Origin of the sequence: Scandinavium sp. M-37 (assembly GCF_043558715.1) — a bacterium.
Lineage (GTDB): Bacteria > Pseudomonadota > Gammaproteobacteria > Enterobacterales > Enterobacteriaceae > Scandinavium > Scandinavium vulneris_A.
Window position 1 is genome coordinate 37,483 of the sequence record NZ_JBIGIN010000030.1, and the last position, 18,216, is coordinate 55,698.

At 53.7% G+C, this 18,216-nt stretch carries 14 protein-coding genes; 10 read left to right on the forward strand and 4 right to left on the reverse strand.

What is annotated here, in order from left to right; genetic code table 11:
- Positions 1-11 precede the first annotated feature (11 nt).
- Genes ACG0Z5_RS18675 through ACG0Z5_RS18690 form a run of 4 tightly spaced genes read left to right on the forward strand, consistent with a single transcriptional unit; the run spans position 12 to position 3,486 of the window.
- Complete coding sequence (locus tag ACG0Z5_RS18675; RefSeq protein ID WP_394450089.1) at positions 12-1,289, forward strand: zinc-binding dehydrogenase; 1,278 nt, start codon at positions 12-14, stop codon at positions 1,287-1,289.
- Positions 1,286-2,254, forward strand: coding sequence for a class II fructose-bisphosphatase (gene glpX, locus ACG0Z5_RS18680; protein ID WP_394450091.1), 969 nt, complete (start codon positions 1,286-1,288; stop codon positions 2,252-2,254). The genes ACG0Z5_RS18675 and glpX overlap by 4 nt, the downstream gene beginning before the upstream one ends.
- Before the next feature lie 18 nt (positions 2,255-2,272).
- The gene (locus ACG0Z5_RS18685; RefSeq protein WP_394450094.1) at positions 2,273-2,782 is read left to right on the forward strand and encodes an MltR family transcriptional regulator; all 510 of its coding nucleotides are present in this window, start codon (positions 2,273-2,275) and stop codon (positions 2,780-2,782) included.
- Complete coding sequence (locus tag ACG0Z5_RS18690; protein ID WP_394450096.1) at positions 2,779-3,486, forward strand: nucleoside/nucleotide kinase family protein; 708 nt, start codon at positions 2,779-2,781, stop codon at positions 3,484-3,486. The genes ACG0Z5_RS18685 and ACG0Z5_RS18690 overlap by 4 nt, the downstream gene beginning before the upstream one ends.
- A 38-nt stretch (positions 3,487-3,524) precedes the next feature.
- Here the strand turns inward: ACG0Z5_RS18690 and ACG0Z5_RS18695 are convergent, their stop codons facing one another.
- Genes ACG0Z5_RS18695 through ACG0Z5_RS18705 form a run of 3 tightly spaced genes read right to left on the reverse strand, consistent with a single transcriptional unit; the run spans position 3,525 to position 10,187 of the window.
- The gene (locus tag ACG0Z5_RS18695) at positions 3,525-4,976 is read right to left on the reverse strand and encodes an MFS transporter (protein ID WP_394450098.1); all 1,452 of its coding nucleotides are present in this window, start codon (positions 4,974-4,976) and stop codon (positions 3,525-3,527) included.
- Positions 4,977-4,979: 3 nt separating this feature from the next.
- On the reverse strand, positions 4,980-6,989 hold the full coding sequence (locus tag ACG0Z5_RS18700; protein ID WP_394450100.1) for a hypothetical protein: 2,010 nt from the start codon (positions 6,987-6,989) through the stop codon (positions 4,980-4,982).
- 60 nt (positions 6,990-7,049) lie between these two features.
- The gene (locus tag ACG0Z5_RS18705) at positions 7,050-10,187 is read right to left on the reverse strand and encodes a beta-galactosidase (protein ID WP_394450102.1); all 3,138 of its coding nucleotides are present in this window, start codon (positions 10,185-10,187) and stop codon (positions 7,050-7,052) included.
- 654 nt (positions 10,188-10,841) lie between these two features.
- On the opposite strand from ACG0Z5_RS18705, the gene epd reads away from it, so the two are divergent.
- From epd to ACG0Z5_RS18725, 4 genes are all read left to right on the forward strand, one after another.
- A complete protein-coding gene (epd, locus tag ACG0Z5_RS18710; protein ID WP_394450104.1) occupies positions 10,842-11,861 on the forward strand; it encodes an erythrose-4-phosphate dehydrogenase in 1,020 nt (339 codons plus the stop codon).
- A gap of 47 nt (positions 11,862-11,908) precedes the next feature.
- A complete protein-coding gene (gene pgk / locus ACG0Z5_RS18715) occupies positions 11,909-13,072 on the forward strand; it encodes a phosphoglycerate kinase (RefSeq protein ID WP_319628547.1) in 1,164 nt (387 codons plus the stop codon).
- Between the two features lie 93 nt (positions 13,073-13,165).
- Positions 13,166-14,245, forward strand: a complete 1,080-nt coding sequence (gene fbaA, locus ACG0Z5_RS18720; RefSeq protein WP_319628546.1) for a class II fructose-bisphosphate aldolase — start codon at positions 13,166-13,168, stop codon at positions 14,243-14,245.
- A gap of 191 nt (positions 14,246-14,436) precedes the next feature.
- Positions 14,437-15,300 carry a small-conductance mechanosensitive channel MscS gene (locus ACG0Z5_RS18725; RefSeq protein WP_394450106.1) on the forward strand — a complete coding sequence of 288 codons (864 nt, stop codon included), beginning with the start codon at positions 14,437-14,439 and terminating at the stop codon, positions 15,298-15,300.
- Between the two features lie 81 nt (positions 15,301-15,381).
- On the opposite strand, the gene dctP is transcribed toward ACG0Z5_RS18725, so the two are convergent.
- Positions 15,382-16,422 carry a TRAP transporter substrate-binding protein DctP gene (gene dctP / locus ACG0Z5_RS18730; RefSeq protein WP_394450108.1) on the reverse strand — a complete coding sequence of 347 codons (1,041 nt, stop codon included), beginning with the start codon at positions 16,420-16,422 and terminating at the stop codon, positions 15,382-15,384.
- 199 nt (positions 16,423-16,621) lie between these two features.
- On the opposite strand from dctP, the gene argO reads away from it, so the two are divergent.
- Positions 16,622-17,257 carry an arginine exporter ArgO gene (argO, locus tag ACG0Z5_RS18735; RefSeq protein ID WP_394450118.1) on the forward strand — a complete coding sequence of 212 codons (636 nt, stop codon included), beginning with the start codon at positions 16,622-16,624 and terminating at the stop codon, positions 17,255-17,257.
- A gap of 90 nt (positions 17,258-17,347) precedes the next feature.
- Positions 17,348-18,085, forward strand: coding sequence for an oxidative stress defense protein (locus ACG0Z5_RS18740; RefSeq protein WP_319628543.1), 738 nt, complete (start codon positions 17,348-17,350; stop codon positions 18,083-18,085).
- Positions 18,086-18,216 lie beyond the last annotated feature (131 nt).

Here is an 18,216-nt window from a genome sequence, read left to right on the forward strand (position 1 = left end):
CGAGGTTAAACATGAAAACCAAAGTAGCGGCCATTTATGGGCCGCGGGATGTCCGCATTCGTGAGTTTGAATTACCAGAAATTAATGACAACGAATTGCTGGTCAGCGTTATTTCCGATAGCGTCTGTTTATCCACCTGGAAAGCCGCCCTGTTAGGCAGTGAACATAAACGGGTTCCTGATGATTTAGCGCATCATCCGGTGATTACCGGGCACGAATGCGCTGGCGTTATTGTCGAGGTAGGGAAAAATCTGGGCGATAAATATAAGACCGGCCAGCGCTTTGTTCTGCAACCGGCAATGGGGCTCGCGAGTGGTTATTCTGCTGGTTACAGCTATGAATATTTCGGCGGCAACGCCACGTATATGATTATTCCCGAACAGGCGATTAATCTGGGGTGCGTCCTGCCGTACCACGGATCGTATTTTGCGGCAGCCTCGCTGGCTGAACCGATGTGCTGCATTATTGGGGCGTATAAAGCGAATTATCATACGACGCAGTATGTGTATGAACACCAGATGGGGATCAAACCGGGCGGTAATCTGGCGCTGCTGGCCTGCGCCGGGCCGATGGGTATCGGCGCAATCGACTACGCCATTAACGGGGACATTACGCCGTCGCGTATTGTGGTGGTGGATATTGATGAGGTGCGTCTGGCGCAGGCCGAAAAACTGCTGCCGGTGGCGCTGGCTGCCAGCAAAGGCATCGAACTGATTTATGCCAACAGCCGCGAAATGGCCGACCCGCAGGAAACATTACGCGCCTTGACCAATGGAGAAGGGTTCGACGATGTGTTCGTCTATGCCGCCGTTCCTGCGGTGGTTGAACTGGCTGACGGCCTGCTGGCGGAAGATGGCTGCCTGAACTTCTTCGCCGGGCCAACGGATAAAAACTTCAGCGTGCCGTTTAACTTTTACAACGTGCATTACAATCGCACCCACGTGGTCGGGACCTCTGGCGGCTCAACCGACGACATGAAAGAGGCGATAGCGCTGAGTGCGGCCGGGCAATTACAGCCATCCTTTATGGTCACGCACATCGGCGGGCTGGATGCGGTGCCTGATACGGTACTCAATTTGCCTGACATCCCCGGCGGTAAAAAGCTCATCTATAACGGCGTGACCCTGCCTCTGACAGCGATTGCTGATTTTGCCGAGAAGGGTAAAACCGACCCGCTGTTCCGCGAGTTGGCGCGGTTGGTGGCCCCGACGCATGGCATCTGGAATGAACAGGCCGAGCGGTATTTGTTGGCACAGTTCGGGGTTGATACCGGGGAGGCTGGGTCATGAATTCACTGGCGTGGTCGCTGATTCGTACCACGGAGCGTGCGGCGCTCGCGGCCTGGCCGCAAACCGGCTGCGGAGACAAGAACGTAATCGACGACCTTGCGGTGGTCGCCATGCGTCAGGCGCTGAATGATATTCCGATGCAAGGTCGCATTGTGATTGGCGAGGGGGAAATCGACAACGCCCCGATGCTGTATATCGGGGAGGTCGTCGGCACCGGGAGCGGGCCGGGCGTGGATATTGCCGTCGATCCTATTGAAGGCACCCGCATGGTGGCCATGGGGCAGAGCAATGCCCTGGCGGTGATGGCGTTTGCGCCCCACGGCAGCCTGTTGCACGCGCCAGATATGTATATGAAGAAGCTGGTGGTGAACCGCAAAGCGCGTGGGGCGATCGACCTGGCGTTATCGCTTAGCGATAATTTGCGCAACGTGGCGCGTGCGTTGGGCAAACCGCTCAGTGAGCTCAGGATGGTCACGCTGGATAAACCCCGTTCCCAAGCTGCGATTCAGGAAGCGGCGGGTCTGGGTGTGAAAGTATTTTCCCTGCCGGATGGCGACGTGGCCGCCAGCGTTCTCACCTGTCAGCCGGATAACGTCTACGACCTGATGTTTACCGTCGGCGGTGCGCCGGAAGGCGTGCTCTCCGCCTGCGCGGTAAGGGCGATGGCGGGCGATATGCAGGCCGAACTGATCGACTACTGCCAGGCGAAAGGGGAGTGTGATGAACATAGACGCATCGCTACCGACGAACGCCGCCGCTGCGCGCAAATGGGCGTGGCGGTGAATCGTCTGTACCGGCTTGATGAGCTGGTACGCAGTCAGGATATTTTATTCAGCGCGACGGGCGTGACCGGTGGGGATTTGCTCCACGGCATTAGCAGAAGGGATGACGGTGTGCGCACGCAAACAATGCTGATCAACGGTATAGACCGGACGTGTAATATTATAAACTCCCTGCATTCCTGATGATTTATCGAGAGACGAATGACCGCACCGACCGAAGACGACGTTCTTGAGCTGCTAAACGCTCAGGAGACTTTGCCTGCCTTTATGGCTGCGGCGAATACGCTGTTGCTGCAGGCTATTAAGCGTTTTCTGCCGTCGTTATTCGTCAACAACGATGAAGAGATTGTGGAATATGCAGTGAAGCCGTTGCTGGCGCAAAGCGGGCCGCTTGACGACCTCGACGTGGCGCTCCGCCTGATCTATGCGCTGGGGAAAATGGATAAATGGCTGTACGCCGATATCACCCATTTTTCCCAGTTCCATCAGTTTCTGAGCGGGCAAGATAACGTTCCAGGGTTTGCGGATGAGCTGACCTGGGATTTTATCTGTAACGTCAATGCGATAACCGATAACGCGACGCTATATAACGCCCTGAAGAGTATGAAGTTTGCCGATTTTGGCCTGTACTCAGAAAGCCGTTTTATCGGGATGAGCAAAACGGCGTTAGCGCTGGCGGTAACGGCAATACTCAAGGAATTAACGCCGTGAAGATAATGCTGACCATTAATGGGCTGGACGTTGCGGCCCATTTTAGCGAACAGGACGTTGCGACTGTGCATAAGCCGCTGCTGCAACGTCTGGCGGCACTGCATGCCGCTGCACCTCACCAACGCACGATCGTTTTTCTCAGCGCTCCGCCGGGCACCGGGAAATCGACACTGACGACTTTTTGGTCGTGGCTCGCCGCACAGGATCCTCACCTCCCGGCGCTGCAAACGTTGCCGATGGACGGTTTTCACCACTATAACGACTGGCTGGATGCCCAGGGTTTACGTCCTTATAAAGGCGCACCGGAAACCTTCGATGTACCTAAGTTGGCACAAAATCTGCGACAAATCCGTGCCGGGCAGGGGACCTGGCCGCAATATGACAGGCAAAAGCACGATCCTCAGGAGGATGCGTTGCAGGTGACCGCCCCGCTGGTGGTGGTCGAAGGCAACTGGCTTTTACTGAACGATCCGGCCTGGCGTGAACTGCGTGAATATTGTGATTTCTCGATTTTCATCACCGCCCCTGCCGCCGCGCTGCGCCAGCGTCTGGTGGCGCGTAAGCAGGCCGGGGGGCTGAGCGAGCAAGAGGCAGAAGCCTTTTATCAGCGTACCGATGGGCCAAACGTTGAGCGCGTTCTCACCTCAAGCGTGGCTGCCGACCTGACGTTGATGATGACGGAAAACGGGGATTATCGATTCTGAAGATTTGTGCCCGGTAGACTTCACTACCGGGCAGAACGTTAGTTCCCTTGCGGCAGCGCCTCCTTTTCAGCATAGCGAATGGCCAGCGCTTCAAGAATTTGCGGGTACTCTTTATCCAGCCGATATGCCAGCAGCGAGCCGATACAGATTAAATACAGTAGCGCGGGGATTAGCGTGGTGGCATAAAGAATGGCCGTCATGGTTTGTGCATTTTGTATCTCTGCGCCGCTGACATACCCGGCTGAGCTAACAAAGAAAGTCGTCAATGCAGGACCGACCCCAGAGGCCACTTTCATCGAGAAGGTGGCTCCCGCAAACAGCAGGCCTTCCCGACGGACGTGGAAGCGAAATTCACCGTACTCCACGGTATCCGGGATCATGGCGAACATTCCCGTCCAGGTAAAGGCTTGTCCCACGCCGTTTACCAATGTGAGAAGCAGGTTCATTTCATGGCTATAAGGGAACAGGAATCGCAACACGTAACTGAGCAGCACAAACATAATCCCAAACAGGACCGCATTGCGTTTCCCCCAGCGCACCATGATTATCGGCGCGACAAAAAACAGCAGTAACAGACGCACGACAGTGCCGTACAAACCGTAGACCCCGATGATTTTCGGATCGCTCAGAAAATACTGGGAATAGTAGGTTCCCGCCGCCCCGGCTGCCGCTTCCGCCGCCCAGAGTGCCAGACACCCCACCGTCAAAAAGATCCAGTAGCGGTTTTTGAACAGTTCAGAGATGCCAATGACAATATCTTTTTTGTCAGGAATAGCCTCGCTGTCTTCACCGCTACGGCAATTGGTGCGTTCCCGGGTATTCGCCACCACAAAATAAATCAGGACAACGGCCGCTGCGCCGTACAGCGTCATGGTTATCACCCACGCCAGCGGGGTGCGTTGCCCGTCGAAAAAGGTATTTTGCAGAAACTCCACGATATACAGCGTGGCTGCTCCGGCAAAAGACCCGCCCGCTGCGGCCAGCAGCATACGGTAAATAGACAGTTTGGCGCGTTCGCCATAGTCCTGGGTTATTGAGGCGGCAAGCGATCCGTAAGGCAGGTTGGTACAGGTATAAATAACAGTGATGGCGATGTTGTAGCTGATAAAGACATACACCAGTTTCCAGCTGTATTCCCAGTCGAGCGGCACCGAGTAGAGCAGGATCAGCGCTATCATAAACGGGATTGCCGTTCGCAGGAGCCAGACTCGCTGGCGTCCATAAGGGGAACGAGTCCTATCAACCAAGGTCCCCACGATAATGTCACTCACGCCATCCAGCAGGCGTGACAGCAGAAGGATTATCCCAATGCTTGAGATATCAATGCCAACGTATTCCGTATAGTAATAAATCAGTAATCCACCCGCCGGACCAATAAGCAACTGGCAGGCAAAATCCCCCAGCCCGTAGGAGAATTTTTCCCTGAACGTCAACTTACCGTCCGGAAGGAGGGCAAGCGGCGTGTTGTTGGCAAGCTTTGGAAATAGCATGTTTCACCTCAATGAATCGATTGTGAAAAAGCAGGGATGCGGCGTGTGCCCAGAGCTGGCGCGTAAAAAGAACCACAGCCCCCAATCCTGATCGTTGGCATAGGGATCGGCGAAATCAGCGGGTATCCCGTTGACGGAGAAGGGAAAGAGATAAGCGCAGCTTGCTGAGCCATCGGCTGAATACAGGCTCAGCACCGCGCGATAGGAGGCCTGCGCTTTTTCGGCGAAGCCGGGTTCACCCAAAACATCAAGCAGGTGATAGACGTCGGCGTTTAACGCACTCCAGTAATGCGGGAAGGTGTCGCCATACAGGCGGCGCTTGCCAAACCAAAAACCGTCCCAGTGGCGATTTGAATTGGCGTACAGGCGGTAATCTGGAGCCGAGTGTTGAAACAGTTCGAGGAGTTTTACATGGTGCAGCCCGTGCGTGAGGTACAGCGGATCGTGGCTGATGGCATAGGCCTGGAGCAAGATCCACGCCGCGGGCGCGACAATGCTTTGCTCGAATGTGACTTCGTGCGCGGGGTAGTGCGTGCCGTTTTGAACCAGCCGTTGAGCGTGTTGGAGAAAACGGGTGCGAATAGCCTGTGCCCGATCGGCAAAACCCGCTTTAAGCAGCAAGCGATACAGGGAAGCCATCGGCATGCCAATGGCATAGAATTTGTCACCACCACGGTGATAAAAATCTTCCATGATACGCAAGGCCAACAGCAGATTTTGGTCATCGCCTTTCCACAGATACAGTTCAATAAAAAACTCTGCGAACCAGGGATAGTTATAAAGCCGAAAAATGTCGTCGTTATACCCCACATCGTTGTGGACGCGTCCGGTATCGCTTTCAACCAGTTCACGTTTAATGAACGTGACATAGCGTTCCACGCTGGCACAGAGTTGCTGATAGTTCTCCGGGGAGCGGTCAGGGCAATGCCGTAGATACTGGACCAGCAGCAGTCCCATCGCGACGCGTTCTCGCCCGGCGTTATGGTCGTGCTCATGACTGTAAAAAAGCCGGTTTGCCTCATTGTCGTAAATCAGAAACGCCCCTTCGGTGCGGGCGCCCGGAGTAAGGCATTGCTGGCGTTCAGTGATAAATTCGCAGCGACGTTGCTGTAGTTGGCTCGCTTCGGGTTGAACCAGAAAACGTGCCAGGGTGGATTTACCTTTCCAGCAAATACGGTAGAGATATTCCCCTTCGCCTTTGTCGGGAACATCAGCAATGTGCGCGCGATAACCGTCAGGCGTTTTTTCGAAGCGTTGCACTGCGACACGGCGTTGACCACAGGTGATGGCGAGGTCGGTACTGTCGGTATCACACGCCACGCTAAAGCAGATGTTCTCCCCTGGAAACAGCACATACCACGGGGCTTTGACCACAGGAATAAAACGGGCCGCAGTGGTCAGGAAGTCCTCTTTTCCCCGGTGCCAGAACCAGCGAAAAGTCAGCTTTATTTCCTCGCCCGGGAGCAGCACACAGGGAGAAGGGTGCAGGACAAAGACACCGCGATAATCACTGAAATTGATGCCTTTTGGCGTCTCGACTCCGGCGACGGGGGCTTCACGATGCTGGCTGTAATTGCCGATGCTACCCTCTTCGAGCACCATGCCGAGGTGAGGGGCTGTGCCGCCCATGCGTAAAGCCATCAACCACGTGGCTTCTTCTGCACACCACAGATGCACATGGCAACGCTGTTCTGCACAGGTTTGGGCATCGTCATAACGATCGCCAAGCGGTAAAGAAAGGCCGATATCCCCCTGCTGAACATAAATATCCCAGGGGCTGATATTGCGAAAGGTATAGTGCTCGAGAAAAAAACCGTCAGCGGTGAGCTCTCGTTTTACCTGATGCACAATGCCGTCTGGCGCGGTTATTTTCCCCCATTGTTTCTGAGACGGATGTAAATTAATGGCGGGTGAATCATCTATCCAGTTCATGGCGAAAGGATCATCCGGATGGCTAATAGCCACGATGTTTCCAGAATGATTTTCAATCACGTTAAATGTTTTTTGTTTCATGATTTTCCTTATCTCAAGACGATATGTTCATGACACGTTCGCAAGCCTGCATTTTCTCCCTTAACGTTTTTTTCTGATTGGGCTGCAATATTTGATATTCACTGCATAGTGATATTCAGTGGCATTCAGTTGCCAGCCCGCTTTAACACTGGGCGACCAAGAGTCATCCCCACCTACTCCCATATGAAAGCCGTCCAGGGTGAGCCATATTCCTTTTTCTTCTTCGAGCAGATGACGATGACGAGTGGCCATTAATTGCTGAGTGCTAAAGGGGTGCAGCGAAAAGTGGAAATGCCCGTCGATATGCCAGTTCCCCCAGCGGAGTTGTCGGGTGTGGCAACGCAAACCGTTTTCGCTGGGCACAATATAGGGCGTGTACATTTCGGTAAGCGGGCGTGTCCAGCGGGAGAACAACGCTGAATGTTGGCGATCGGGATAATTCTCGTGTGGCCCCAGGCCAAGCCATTCCACCTCCGCATCTTGCGGATAAAGCTGGCACACGATGCCGGTCCGGGCTAACGGAGGCAATTGGCGGGCTCTATCCAGCTTAATCTCCAGGGCCAGGGTTCCGGTGCTGTCGATTGCCACCGTCCAGCGCGTTTGCAACAACAATTGCTGATGGTGGTAATAGCCGATTTCAAACGTCAGGTTCACCGCCTGCAAATTTTGTTCTGCCTGGCTGTCGTGGCAGCGTGGCTCGAGGTTCAACAGCCCGGCGTCTTTCCAGCGAATCGCCCAGGCTTGAGGATCAATGTAAGTCTCGGTATTGAGCCCAATGTCGTTATCCAGCGGTGCCCGGATAAACTGATCGCGTAATGGCGTGAGCATTAACGGCGCATCGTTATCAAACCACTGCATTAATTGCCCCTGCTGGCGGCTAAACACCCATTTTTGTTGCCCGTGATAAACACAGAATTCGTCGTCATCCACGGTTAACTGCGGGGCTTCTCCGGCAGATAATGCCCCCGGTTGCGGCAAGGGCAGCGGCAGGAAGAATTGTTGCCACGCCGCGCAGTGGCCGACAGATGACCATGCTGTGGCGTGAGGTTGAATGACCCGTAAGATGAGTGAAAGGTGCCTTGCCTGCCCGGAGACGGGCGGTATTTCACCTAACGTCAGGTGCATGGTGGCTTCGGGAGCAAGACTCAGGGGGATTTCACCGCTTTGAATCCCTTCGCCATCTTGTTCCAGGGTCCATCTCAGGTATTCGTTGTCGCAGTCGCGGAATAAATATTCACTGGCGATCTCAACGACCAGGGGATGGGTGCTCACTAAATGGAATTGAAAAAACTGCTGTTGGTGCCGGGCTTCGAAGAGTGACGGATGGGGTTGTCTGTCAGGAAAAACTAATCCGTTGAGGCAAAACGTTCCGTCGTTGGGCGTATCCCCAAAATCACCGCCGTAGGCATACCAGGGGTGGCCCGCGCTGTCATATTGCGTCAGGGCCTGATCGGCCCAGTCCCAGACAAACCCTCCCTGCAGCCGCGGAAACTGGCGGAAAGCTTGCCAGTAATCCGCAAAACCGCCCAGGCTGTTACCCATCGCGTGCGCATATTCGCAGAGGATCAGCGGGCGATTTTCCCCCGGCATTCCCAGCCATTTTTTTAGCCCCCATTTCGGCGCGGTGGGACCAGGAATATCGTCCTCAACACGGGCATACATTGGGCACACAATATCAGTGGCGGCACTGTTCCCGCCGCCCCCTTCATATTGCACCGGGCGAGAAGGGTCGGTCTTTTTCACCCAACGATAAAGGGCATCATGATTTGCGCCATAACCGGATTCGTTGCCCAGCGACCAGATAATAATCGCAGGATGGTTGTAATGGCATTGCACCATGCGGCTGACTCTGGCGCTATACGCCCCCAACCAGGCTGGGTCGTCTGATAAGCGGTTCATTGGCGTCATGCCGTGGGTTTCAATGTTTGCCTCATCAACCACGTAGAGGCCAAAGCGGTTGCACAGGGCGTACCAACGCGGGTCATTGGGGTAATGCGAGCAGCGGACCGCATTGAAGTTGTTCTGCTTCATCAAGCGAATATCCTGCACCATATCCTCTTCAGTGATGCAGTAACCCCGTTGGGGATGATGCTCGTGTCGGTTGACACCCCGAATAAGCAACGGCTTATTATTCAGTAACAGCAGGCCTTCGCGGATCTCTACGCGGCGAAAACCGGTATCGCATGCTTCGGCTTCAACCAGCGTGTCATTGTCGTCAAAGAGTGCCACCACCAGGCGGTAGCAGGTTGGGCTTTCGGCGCTCCAGAGCTTGGGGTTTGTCACCGGCAGATGCACGGTGGCGCGCTCCGGATAACGCCCACGTTCATCGATAATCTCGCTGCCCAGCGCCGTTTTTTCCTCGGCCACGCAACAGCTGTCGAGCCAGAGTGATACCGCCACCCGGTAAGGTGCGGGGTCGGGCGCGGCCACGGTTATATGACAGGCCAGACTGCCGTGACTGAGATCCGCATTCAGCTCCGGCGTAATACGAAAATCCGCGATATGGGCGTCAGGCTTATGCAGCAAATAAACGGAGCGGAAAATACCGCTCATGCGCCACATATCCTGATCTTCAAGCCATGTGCCAGCGCTCCAGCGCATAACCATCACGCACAGACGGTTATTTTCATCGTTCAGAAAAGGCGTTAAATCAAATTCAGCCGGAAGGCGGCTATCTTCTGAATACCCGACCCAGTGCCCGTTGCACCAAAGATGAAAGGCCGACCCGACCCCCTCAAAAACGATGCGGGTTTTTCCCTGCGAGCGCCAGTGGGGATCAAGCGTAAAATATCTCGAATAACAGCCGGTTGGATTCTCTTCCGGTACAGAGGGTGGCGTGGTGTCGATGGGGTAGCGGATGTTAGTGTAAACCGGGTTATCAAATCCATAGCGCTGCCAACAAGCGGGCACGTCGATGGCTGTGGCATTGAGCAGGTCACCATTTAGCCAGCTGTGACTGACATTTTCGGGCTGAGAAAACCAACTAAATTGCCATTGACCATCCAGACAATTTCGCCAACTGGAGGGGCGATTATCCCGGGCGGCGTTAATATCTCTCCAGCTTGAAAATTCAGTATGGGCGTCCAGTCGATTACAGTGAATAATGGGCAGGATATTCCAGTCCTTGCGAGCGATAATGTCCGTAAATTTAACGTCGCTGAATATATTGATATTATGTATATTATTATGGAGAGGCATGATTCCTCTTGCTGTAATATAAATGTTAAGGATTGAAATAATTAGGTGAGGACAGGGTAAGTATTGTTGGTGAATATTTTCTCAGGCCCATGCTATTTATATATGGTGTTCTTTACTTTGCGTATATGTGCTGAAAGGCAGGTAAATACATGAATTGATTCCCTGGTCACAGTTCTTAATATCAGCGGTTAAATCCATAGGCTATTATTCGGTGGGGCAGAATTATTAAGTAACAGAATAAAGACGGGTTGATATTGAGAACGTAAAAGGGTGACAACAATAGAGCGAAATCTTCATCTGCGGTCAGGCGTTCTGCCGGTTTCATGACAACCCAGGGCAGAGCGGTCGTCATCGGCGAAGCACCAGCCAGGGTCTCGCTGCATTGCTGTGGCGGGTTAGTGATTACCCAGAGTCGGAATTATCGTGGCCGTTATTCCTTAAAAAATGTGATTTGCGTCAGATTATTGGCGCATTGGTCTGGACAAACATTCCCTTTATTCCATGTTTCGCTTACTCTAGCTGAAGCGTTTCAGTCGATTAAATGTTCGACAAATAATCAATCAGTCGCAGTTTGCGACAGTAAGGATTCCCTTCCAGGTGAGGCTGGATTACGCTCTCAGCCACACACTTCAGGGATAGCCTTGCAGGAGACCTATGACCGTACGCGTAGCGATTAATGGCTTCGGTCGCATTGGACGTAACGTGGTTCGTGCTTTGTATGAATCCGGGCGTCGTGCGGAGATTACCGTGGTGGCAATCAACGAACTGGCGGATGCTGCGGGCATCGCGCACTTGTTGAAATATGACACCAGCCATGGGCGCTTTGCCTGGGATGTTCGCCAGGAGCGGGAACAGTTGTTCGTCGGCGATGATGCCATTCGACTGCTGCATGAGCCGTCGATCGAGGCACTCCCGTGGCGTGAACTGGGCGTTGATGTGGTTCTCGACTGCACCGGCGTTTACGGCACCCGTGCCGATGGCGAAGCCCATCTGGCCGCGGGCGCAAAGAAAGTGCTCTTTTCACATCCTGGCAGCAACGATATTGACGCAACGGTTGTCTACGGCGTCAATCATCATGAATTGCAAAGCGAACACCGCATTGTCTCCAATGCATCCTGCACCACCAACTGCATCATCCCTGTCATTAAACTGTTAGACGATGCCTGGGGTATCGAATCGGGTACCGTGACGACTATCCATTCGGCGATGCACGATCAGCAGGTTATTGATGCTTATCATCCTGACCTGCGTCGTACCCGTGCGGCCAGCCAGTCGATTATTCCGGTCGATACCAAACTGGCGGCGGGCATCACCCGAATTTTCCCGCAGTTTAATGACCGTTTTGAAGCTATTGCGGTGCGCGTTCCGACCATAAACGTCACCGCAATCGACCTCAGCGTGACCGTGAAGCATCCGGTAAAAGCGTGTGAAGTCAACCTGTTGCTGCAAAAAGCGGCACAGGGAGCATTTCATGGTATAGTTGACTATACGGAATTACCGTTGGTCTCAATAGATTTTAACCACGATCCGCACAGTGCCATTGTTGATGGCACACAGACGCGGGTCAGTGGAGCGCATCTGATCAAAACGCTGGTCTGGTGTGACAATGAATGGGGTTTCGCTAACCGCATGCTCGACACAACGTTAGCGATGGCCGTTACAGGTTTCAGGTAAGACGCTGTTGCGTCTACAAAACTTTAGAATCAATGAGAGGATTCACCATGTCTGTAATTAAGATGACCGATCTGGATCTGGCTGGTAAACGCGTTTTCATCCGTGCCGATCTGAACGTTCCGGTTAAAGATGGAAAAGTGACCAGCGATGCGCGTATCCGTGCTTCTCTGCCAACTATCGAACTGGCTCTGAAACAGGGCGCGAAAGTGATGGTTACATCTCACCTGGGTCGTCCGACCGAAGGCGAGTACAACGAAGAATTCTCTCTGCTGCCAGTCGTTAACTATCTGAAAGACAAACTGTCTAACCCGGTACGTCTGGTTAAAGACTACCTGGACGGCGTTGAAGTGGCTGCGGGTGAGCTGGTGGTTCTGGAAAACGTTCGCTTTAACAAAGGCGAAAAGAAAGACGACGAAACGCTGTCTAAGAAATACGCTGCACTGTGCGACGTATTCGTCATGGACGCATTTGGTACCGCGCACCGCGCACAGGCTTCTACTCACGGTATCGGCAAATTCGCTGACGTTGCGTGCGCAGGCCCGCTGCTGGCTGAAGAACTGTCCGCTCTGGGTAAAGCCCTGAAAGAACCTGCTCGTCCAATGGTGGCTATCGTTGGCGGTTCTAAAGTATCGACCAAACTGACCGTTCTGGACTCTCTGTCCAAAATTGCTGACCAGCTGATCGTCGGTGGTGGTATCGCCAACACCTTCGTCGCCGCTCAGGGCCACAACGTGGGCAAATCCCTGTACGAAGCTGACCTGGTTGACGAAGCAAAACGTCTGCTGACCACTTGCGATATCCCAGTCCCAACTGACGTTCGCGTGGCAACTGAGTTCTCCGAAACCGCAACCGCAACCCTGAAATCTGTTAACGACATCAAAGATGAAGAGCAGATCCTGGACCTGGGTGACGTTTCTGCACAGAAACTGGCTGAAATCCTGAAAAATGCCAAAACTATTCTGTGGAACGGTCCGGTTGGCGTGTTCGAATTCCCTAACTTCCGTAAAGGGACTGAAATCGTGGCTAACGCTATCGCAGACAGCGAAGCGTTCTCCATCGCAGGCGGCGGTGACACTCTGGCTGCTATCGACCTGTTCGGTATTTCTGACAAGATCTCCTACATCTCCACTGGCGGTGGCGCATTCCTCGAATTCGTGGAAGGCAAAGTTCTGCCAGCAGTAGCCATGCTCGAAGAGCGCGCTAAGAAGTAAGTCATTCAAGGGCAGGGAAACCTGCCCAATTTTCAGCGCGCTTCAAGGCACGCACCTATTTTTCTAACGGCCGAAGATACAGGACTACGTAACATGTCTAAAATTTTTGATTTCGTAAAACCGGGCGTCATCACTGGCGACGACGTTCAGAAAGTTTTCCAGGTAGCGAAAGAAAACAACTTCGCACTGCCAGCGGTAAACTGTGTGGGTACTGACTCCATCAACGCTGTACTGGAAACTGCTGCAAAAGTTAAAGCGCCAGTCATCGTTCAGTTCTCTAACGGCGGCGCTGCGTTCATCGCGGGTAAAGGCGTGAAAACTGACGTTCCTCAGGGCGCTGCAATCCTGGGTGCTATCTCTGGTGCGCACCATGTACACCAGATGGCCGAACACTACGGTGTTCCAGTTATCCTGCACACTGACCACTGCGCGAAGAAACTGCTGCCGTGGATCGACGGTCTGCTGGACGCGGGTGAAAAACACTTTGCAGCTACCGGCAAACCACTGTTCTCTTCTCACATGATTGACCTGTCTGAAGAGTCTCTGGAAGAGAACATCGAAATCTGCTCCAAATACCTGGCGCGCATGTCCAAAATGGGCATGACTCTGGAAATCGAACTGGGTTGCACCGGCGGCGAAGAAGATGGCGTTGATAACAGCCATATGGACGCGTCTGCACTGTACACTCAGCCAGAAGACGTTGACTACGCGTACACCAAACTGAACGCAATCAGCCCACGTTTCACCATCGCGGCATCCTTCGGTAACGTGCACGGCGTGTACAAGCCAGGCAACGTGGTTCTGACCCCGACTATCCTGCGTGATTCTCAGGAATACGTTTCTAAGAAACACAACCTGCCGCACAACAGCCTGAACTTCGTCTTCCACGGCGGTTCCGGTTCTTCTGCTCAGGAAATCAAAGACTCCGTAAGCTACGGTGTAGTTAAAATGAACATCGATACCGATACCCAATGGGCAACCTGGGACGGCATCCTGCAATACTACAAAACCAACGAAGCTTACCTGCAGGGCCAGCTGGGCAACCCGAAAGGCGAAGACCAGCCGAACAAGAAATACTACGATCCGCGCGTATGGCTGCGTGCTGCTCAGTCCTCCATGATCACCCGTCTGGAGCAGGCCTTCAAAGAACTGAACGCGGTTGACGTTCTGTAATTTTTGATAGCCATTTCTGCCCTAAGCCCGCTAATTAGCGGGCTTTTTTATTGTCTTTTCAATGGGATGATCTCGTTAAATTCTGTGATCTATTTGGCATTTCAGTCATTTCTTGTTTACCCTTAACGGACTGCCTTCTTGCAGGTTTGTCGAATTTTATTTCCCGCCAGGGTTGATATAAGGATTATCAGATGGAAGATTTGAACGTTGTCGGTAGTATCAATCACGCAGGTACGTGGCTGGTGCGCAATCAGGCGCTGCTGCTGAGCTATGCGGTGAATATCGTCGCGGCTATCGCCATTATTATCGTTGGGATGATCGTGGCCCGGCTGATGTCCAACGCGGTGAACCGCGTGATGCGCGCCCGTCAGATTGATGCCACTGTGGCTGACTTCCTGTCGGCGATGCTGCGCTATGCGATTATTGCCTTCACGCTGATTGCCGCTCTGGGGCGCGTCGGGGTGCAGACCGCATCGGTGATTGCCGTCCTCGGTGCCGCCGGTCTGGCCGTGGGTCTGGCTTTGCAGGGCTCGCTCTCCAACCTCGCCGCAGGCGTGCTGCTGGTGATGTTCCGTCCGTTCCGTGCCGGTGAGTACGTTGATCTGGGCGGCGTGGCCGGGACCGTGCTGAACGTGCAGATTTTCTCCACCACCATGCGCACGGTGGATGGCAAAATCGTGGTTATTCCGAACGGTAAAATTATCGCCGGGAACATCATCAACTTCTCACGCGAGCCGGTGCGTCGTAATGAGTTCATTATCGGCGTGGCCTACGACTCCGACATCGATAAGGTTAAGCAACTGCTGACCCACATCATCGAGTCCGACGAGCGCATCATTAAAGACCGTGAAATGACCGTGCGTCTCAATGAGCTGGCGCCTTCGTCGATGAATTTTGTTGTGCGTACCTGGAGCAAAAGCAGCGACCTGCAAAACGTTTACTGGGATGTGCTGGAGCGCGTGAAGCGTGATTTCGATGCCAACGGTATCAGCTTCCCGTTCCCGCAAATGGACGTGAATTTCAAACGTGTAAAAGAGCAGGCTGAAGCGGCGTAATAGCTGCCCGGTGGCGCTGCGCTGACCGGACCTACGAAACCCGTAGGCCCGTGCAAGCGTAGCGCCGCCGGGCTTTTTCATTTATTGCACCTGTTTAAGCAGGAGCGAGAGCGCTTTCAGCGTGGCATCCGCATTTTTCACACCCTTTGCCTGCTGTTGGGCGACCCAGTCAGCCTGCACCTGCTGATAACGGCTGGTGCGCTGCCAGGCGTCGAGTTGTTGCGCCGTTAGCGAAGTGACGTGCGCGCCTTGCTGATTCAGGGTCTCGGTCATCGCTTTCAGGCTGGTGTCGAGCGTGATGCCCAACACTTTCTCCGTGCGGACGGCGGCGCGGCGAATCGCGTCTTTATCTTCCTGTGCCAGCGCGTCCCAGCGCTGTTTGTTCATCGCTAACAGATAGACGTGCCCCAGCCACAAACGCGGCGACACGCGGATTTCTTTTGCCGCTTGCCAGGCGTGGATGTCATCCCCACTGTCCAGATTGACCAGCAGGCCGCTTAGCTGGCCGCTACGTAGCGCATCCGTTATCTGTTCATTCCACGGCATTTTAACCACCTTCGCCCCCGCATTTTCCAGATACGACTGGTGCCAGAAGCTGGCGGTGCGCCAGGTAGTGCCGTTCAGATGATCGAGTTTAAGCTTGGGATTCGGGGTGAAAAATGCCGCCGGATAGCCGACGAAGAATTGCAGGTTAACCAGATTGTTGGCGGCCAGCTCTGCAGAAAACTGTGGCAGTTCGCTGAAGGCGCGATGGAAGAACGCGACCTGTTTTTCACCATTATCCGGCCCCAATGGAAAGCTTTTAAACAGCTGGTGCAGAGGCAATTTCGCCGCGGTGTATTCCGGCACCACGACCCCCATATCTGCTTTTTTGCCTTCGCTGATGGTTTTCAGCGCGTCATAACTGACGGACAGCTCGCCATTCCAGCGATCGTCAATGCGCAAACGCCCTTTGGATTCTTGTTCAATGGCGCTAAAGAAAACGTCTTTAATCACTTTGGTGCGCATATTACCCAGCGGTTCGTGATCGGTATAGCGCAGCACGGTTTGCGCCTGCACGGATTGGATCATCAAAAGCAGGGCGAATGGCAGACATCGCCGCAGAAGCATGTTGATATTCATGGTCGGTCCTTGAGCACGTAATAAGAGACAAAAAATCAGCGAAATGCAGTATAACGCACTGGATGTGAATGGATATGCATTTGTATAAAAAACCGTCGATATTAATCTGGCTAATCATGGATAAGTATTATCCATTTCCGCTAATAATAATCTCGCGTTATAGTCTCGCCATTGACGACCTTCTGTGAGTGTGAATATCGTGTTATCGTATTATTTTCAAGGCCTTGTTCTGGGTGCTGCCATGATTCTGCCCCTCGGGCCGCAAAATGCGTTTGTGATGAACCAGGGCATTCGCCGCCAGTATCACATCATGATCGCCTTCCTTTGCGCGCTGAGCGATATGCTGTTGATATGCGCCGGGGTGTTTGGCGGTAGCGCGCTGCTGATGCAGTCTCCGTGGCTGATGGCGCTGGTGACCTGGGGCGGGGTAGCTTTCCTGCTGTGGTATGGCTTTGGCGCACTGAAAACGGCCATGGGCAGTAATCTGGAACTGGCTACGGCGGAGGTGATGAAGCAGGGGCGCTGGAAGATTATTGTCACGATGCTGGCGGTCACCTGGCTTAATCCACATGTGTATCTGGACACCTTTGTGGTGTTGGGTAGCCTCGGTGGGCAACTGGGTGCCGAGCCGAAGCGTTGGTTTGCTCTCGGTACCGTGAGCGCGTCTTTCCTGTGGTTCTTTGGCCTGGCGCTGCTGGCGGCCTGGCTGGCACCGCGTTTGCGTACCGCCCGCGCGCAGCGAATCATCAATATGCTGGTGGGGCTGGTGATGTGGTTTATCGCTTTTCAGCTGGCGAAAGAGGGCATCTCACACGTTCACGCCCTGTTCAACTAAGTCTTGTCTTATGGACATTTAGGCGTCAGGCGCTAAGCTTGCTGGCATGCGCCCTGTTTTCGGGTGACCAGGTAACAAGGAGAAGCGACAATGAAGTTTAAAGTGATGGCCCTGGCGGCATTAGTTGGATTTAGCGCAATGTCGGTACAGGCAAATGAGTTGCCGAATGGCCCGCACATTGTTACCTCAGGCACAGCAAGCGTCGACGCCGCACCGGATATCGCGACGCTGGCGATTGAAGTTAACGTGGCGGCCAAAGATGCTGCCTCGGCGAAAAAGCAGGCCGACGATCGCGTGGCCCAGTATCTCTCTTTCCTTGAGCAAAACGGTGTCGCTAAGAAAGACATCAGTTCTGCCAACCTCCGTACTCAGCCAGATTACGACTACCAGAACGGCAAAAGCATTCTGAAAGGCTACCGCGCGGTACGTACGGTGGAAGTGACGCTGCGTCAGCTGGATAAGCTTAACTCGCTGCTGGACGGCGCGCTGAAGGCCGGTCTGAATGAAATTCGTTCCGTGTCCTTGGGTGTTGCGCAACCGGAAGAGTACAAAGATAAAGCGCGTAAAGCGGCGATTGATGATGCCGTGCATCAGGCAAAAGAACTGGCGTCTGGCTTTAACGCCAAGCTTGGCCCGGTCTATAGCGTGCGCTATCACGTATCCAACTATCAGCCAAGCCCGATGGTTCGCATGATGAAAGCTGACGCGGCCGCCGCGCCGTCAGCCCAGGAAACCTACGAGCAACCGACGATTCAGTTCGACGATCAGGTTGATGTGGTATTCCAGCTGGAGCCAACGCAGGCTGAACCGCAGAAGAAAGCGGAATAACGCAGAGCACGCGAGCTCTTTCAATGAAAAGGCCGGGTTTCCCCTAATGCTGGTCACTTAAGGTGATCAGCATTTTTTCTTGTCGGATATTTCTGGGCTTTTACTTTCAATTCCCGAGGGTAACTTCGCTC